This is a genomic window from uncultured Amaricoccus sp. (genome assembly GCF_937858865.1).
In the GTDB taxonomy this organism is placed as follows: Bacteria; Pseudomonadota; Alphaproteobacteria; order Rhodobacterales; family Rhodobacteraceae; genus Amaricoccus.
Genome location: NZ_CALLYO010000099.1, coordinates 1 through 3,441, shown reverse-complemented (window position 1 = coordinate 3,441; position 3,441 = coordinate 1). Strand labels below are relative to the sequence as shown.

At 72.1% G+C, this 3,441-nt stretch carries 4 protein-coding genes and 1 pseudogene; 1 reads left to right on the top strand and 4 read right to left on the bottom strand.

The genetic code is table 11. The features are described 5' to 3' along the window. The 4 genes and pseudogenes from Q0112_RS02645 to Q0112_RS02630 all read right to left on the bottom strand — a co-directional run. A pseudogene (locus tag Q0112_RS02645) lies at nt 1-116 on the bottom strand (orotate phosphoribosyltransferase); the annotation flags it as partial. Then, nucleotides 116-1,165 (bottom strand): dihydroorotase, encoded by a 1,050-nt coding sequence (gene pyrC, locus Q0112_RS02640; protein ID WP_297971023.1) that lies wholly within the window; start codon nt 1,163-1,165, stop codon nt 116-118. The pseudogene Q0112_RS02645 and the gene pyrC, both read right to left, overlap by 1 nt. Nucleotides 1,166-1,240: 75 nt before the next feature. Beyond that, nucleotides 1,241-1,942: a glutathione S-transferase N-terminal domain-containing protein gene (locus Q0112_RS02635; RefSeq protein WP_297971020.1), complete on the bottom strand. Its 702-nt coding sequence runs from the start codon at nt 1,940-1,942 to the stop codon at nt 1,241-1,243. 231 nt (nt 1,943-2,173) lie between these two features. Then, nucleotides 2,174-3,202 (bottom strand): polyprenyl synthetase family protein, encoded by a 1,029-nt coding sequence (locus tag Q0112_RS02630; protein ID WP_297971017.1) that lies wholly within the window; start codon nt 3,200-3,202, stop codon nt 2,174-2,176. Between Q0112_RS02630 and Q0112_RS02625 the strand changes: the two genes are divergently transcribed. Then, entirely contained in the window at nt 3,201-3,422 is a 222-nt protein-coding gene (locus tag Q0112_RS02625; RefSeq protein ID WP_297971015.1) for a DUF2007 domain-containing protein, read from the top strand. The two genes, Q0112_RS02630 and Q0112_RS02625, sit on opposite strands and share 2 nt — an antisense overlap. Nucleotides 3,423-3,441 lie beyond the last annotated feature (19 nt).

The window sequence follows — 3,441 nt, the reverse complement described above, 5'->3', positions numbered from 1 at the left end:
CCGGAGGTCAGCCGGTAGGGCTCGTCGCGGCGGAAGTGCACCGCGCGGATCTCGAGCAGCATCCGGGCGGTCAGCCGCGCCATCTCGGCGTCGGGCGGGAAGCTGTTGGCGAACATCAGGGCTCCTTTCGCTCGACGACGCGCCAGTGGAGCGGGAAGCCCGGGTCGAAGACCACGACCGGCCCGGCCCCGGTCGCGACCTCGGCCGGCAGCGCGACCGCCCCGGGCGAGCGCTCCAGCGTCACCCGCTCCTCGTTCGGCGGCAGCCCGTAGAAGGCCGGGCCATTGAGGCTCGCGAACCCCTCCAGCCGGTCGAGCGCCCCCTCCATCTCGAAGACGTGCGCCAGGCAGGCGAGCGCCACCGGTGCCGAGAAGACGCCGGCGCAGCCGCAGGCCGCCTCCTTGGCCGAGCGCGCGTGCGGCGCGCTGTCGGTGCCGAGGAAGAAGCGCCCGTCCCCGCCGGTCGCCGCCGCCAGCAGCGCCAGCCGGTGCCGCTCCCGCTTCAGCACCGGCAGGCAGTAGTAGTGCGGCCGGACGCCCCCGACGAGGAGGTCGTTCCGGTTCAGGATCAGATGGTGCACGGTCAGCGTCCCGGCGACGCCGTGCGCCGAGCGCACGAAATGCACCCCCTCCGCCGTCGTCACATGCTCCATGACGATGCGGAGCTCCGGCAGCTCGGCCCGCAGCGGCGCCAGCACCCGGTCGACGAAGGCCGCCTCCCGGTCGAAGATGTCGACCTCGGCGTCGGTCACCTCGCCGTGCACGCAGAGCGGCAGCCCGACCTCGGCCATCCGCTCCAGCACCGGCATGACCTTGCGGACCGAATGCACCCCGCTCGCCGAATTGGTCGTGGCCCCCGCCGGATAGAGCTTCACCGCCGCGACGAGCCCGTCCGCCGCGGCCGCCGCCATGTCCGCCGGGTCGGTCTCCTCGGTCAGGTAGAGCGTCATCAGCGGCCGGAAGTCCTGCCCGTCGGGCAGCGCGGCGAGGATCCGCTCGCGGTAGGCCCGCGCCTGCGCGCCGGTGACCACCGGCGGCACCAGGTTCGGCATCACGATCGCCCGGGCGAAGTGGCGCGACGCCGGCAGCACCCCCGCGAGCATCGCGCCGTCGCGCAGGTGCAGGTGCCAGTCGTCCGGGCGGCGGATGGTGAGCGTCTGGGGCAGGGGGGGCCTCGCGGGGTCCGATTCACCCGCCCCTTAGCACGGGAGGGGAGGGGGGCGCGACCCTCGCCGCGCCCCTCAGCGCCGGCCGAAGAGGATGCGCTGCGCCTCCCGGTCGCTCGTCAGGTCCGAGCGCACCTCGGTCGCGACCGCCGCCCCCTCGATCACCGCCGGCCGTTCCCCGACCCGCTCGAGCCAGGCCGCCATGTTTGGGAACTCGGCCAGATCCTGCTGCTGCCCCTGCCAGCCCATCGCCCAGGGCCAGATCGCCATGTCGGCGATCGAATAGTCCCCGGCGACATACTCGCGGTCCGCCAGCCGCCGGTCGAGGACGCCGTAGAGCCGCCCGACCTCGCGCCGGTAGCGCGCCTGCGCATAGGGCAGCACCTGCGGCGGGTCCATCGTCGGCGCATAGCGCAGGAAGTGGTGCGCCTGCCCGGCCATCGGCCCGACGCCGCCCACCTGCCAGAAGAGCCACTCCTCGACCGCCACCCGCTGCCGCTCGTCGCGACCGTAGAACCGCCCGCTCTTGCGCGCGAGATACTGCAGGATCGCCCCCGACTCGAAGACCGAGATCGGCGCCCCGTCCGGCCCCTCCGGGTCGACGATCGCCGGCATGCGGTTGTTGGGCGAGATCGCCAGGAAGGCGGGCGCGAACTGCTCGCCCTTGCCGATGTTCACCAGGTTGACGTTGTAGGGCAGCCCCATCTCGGCGAGCGCGATGGTGATCTTCTTCCCGTTCGGGGTCGGCCAGTAGTAGAGCTCGATAGGCGCGGTCATCTTTCAATCCATGTCGTCCACTCGGAACCCGCTACATGGCACACCCGGCCGCGGGATCAAGCCGGCCCGGCGCGGTCCGCAGGGCGATCGCCTGGCCGGCCCCGGCGTCGGCGCGATCCGGCCCGCCGGCGCGTAACGAAGGCGCAAGGGCGCAAGGTTAAAGAAAAAAATAAGTCCGTGAAATATCAGTAAGTTACGTATAGCTTCGCGCGCGAAATCCTGTCGGCCCGCTCAGGCGACCCGCGCCACCACGAAGTCGGCCAGCTCGTCCAGCAGGTCACGCATCTCCCCCGGCGGCAGCGCCCCCAGCGCCTCCCGCGCCCGCGCCGCCTCGGCGCGCGCCGTCTCGAGCGTGCTCGCGAGGCTGCCGTGCCGCCCCATCAGCGCCAGCGCCTGCTCGAGGTCCCCCTCGCGCTGCTCGCCCCGCCCGATCACCCGCGCCCAGAACTGCCGCTCGACCGGGCTCGCCTCCGCCAGCGCCCGGATGACCGGCAGCGTCATCTTCCGCTCGCGGAAGTCGTCGCCGATGTTCTTCCCGAGGTTCGCGCTGACCCCGCCATAGTCGAGCAGGTCGTCGGCGATCTGGAAGGCGATCCCCAGCGCGTCGCCGTAGGTGGCGAGCGCCGCCACCTCCGCCGCGCCGGCGCCGGCGATGACCCCGCCGACCTCGGCCGCCGCCGCGAAGAGCGCCGCCGTCTTCCCCCTGACCACCTGCCGATAGGTCGCCTCGTCCGTCCCGAGGTTCGACGCCGCCGTCAGCTGCAGCACCTCCCCCTCGGCGATCACCGCCGAGGCGTTGGCGAGGATGTCGAGTACCCGCAGCGTCCCCGTCTCCACCATCAGCTGGAAGGCGCGGGCGAACAGATAGTCCCCGACCAGCACGCTCGACTTGTTGTCCCAAAGCAGGTTCGCCGTCGGCCGCCCCCGCCGCCGCGCGCTCTCGTCCACAACGTCGTCATGCAGGAGCGTCGCGGTATGGATGAACTCGACCGTCGCCGCCAGCCGGAGGTGATGCTCCCCCTCGTAGCCGCAGAGCCGCGCCGCCGCCAGCGTGAGCAGCGGCCTCAGCCGCTTGCCCCCCGCCTCGACCAGGTGCGCCGTCACCTCCGGGATGCGCGGGGCGTGCTTGCTCGCCATGCGGGCGCGGATCAGGCCGTTCACCCGCTCCATGTCGCCGGCGAGTGCCGCCTGCAGCCGCTCGAGCGGGCTCGGCGCTTGGCTCTCGACCTCCGCCTCGGCGGCCTCTACTCTCGGCGCCATGCGGGAACTCCTGCGCACCAATGATCCGACCGTTATCGCCTTCAGCACCGCGCTGCTGCGGGGCGAGGATATAGACTGCTTTGTTCTGGACGTCCACATGAGCGTTCTCGACGGCTCGATCGGCATCCTGCCCCGCCGGATCATGGTCGCCGACCGCGATTTCTTCCGCGCCCGCGCCGTCCTCCGCGACAACGAGGTGGACGGCCTCGTCCCGGAATGAGCTTCCCGGAATGAGCTTC

What these genes read in the sequence shown, in the direction of transcription:
- Q0112_RS02635 (WP_297971020.1), bottom strand. Translation starts at nt 1,942, where the DNA reads ATGACCGCGCCTATCGAGCTCTACTACTGGCCGACCCCGAACGGGAAG.
- Q0112_RS02625 (WP_297971015.1), top strand. Translation starts at nt 3,201, where the DNA reads ATGCGGGAACTCCTGCGCACCAATGATCCGACCGTTATCGCCTTCAGC.
- Q0112_RS02630 (WP_297971017.1), bottom strand. Translation starts at nt 3,202, where the DNA reads ATGGCGCCGAGAGTAGAGGCCGCCGAGGCGGAGGTCGAGAGCCAAGCG.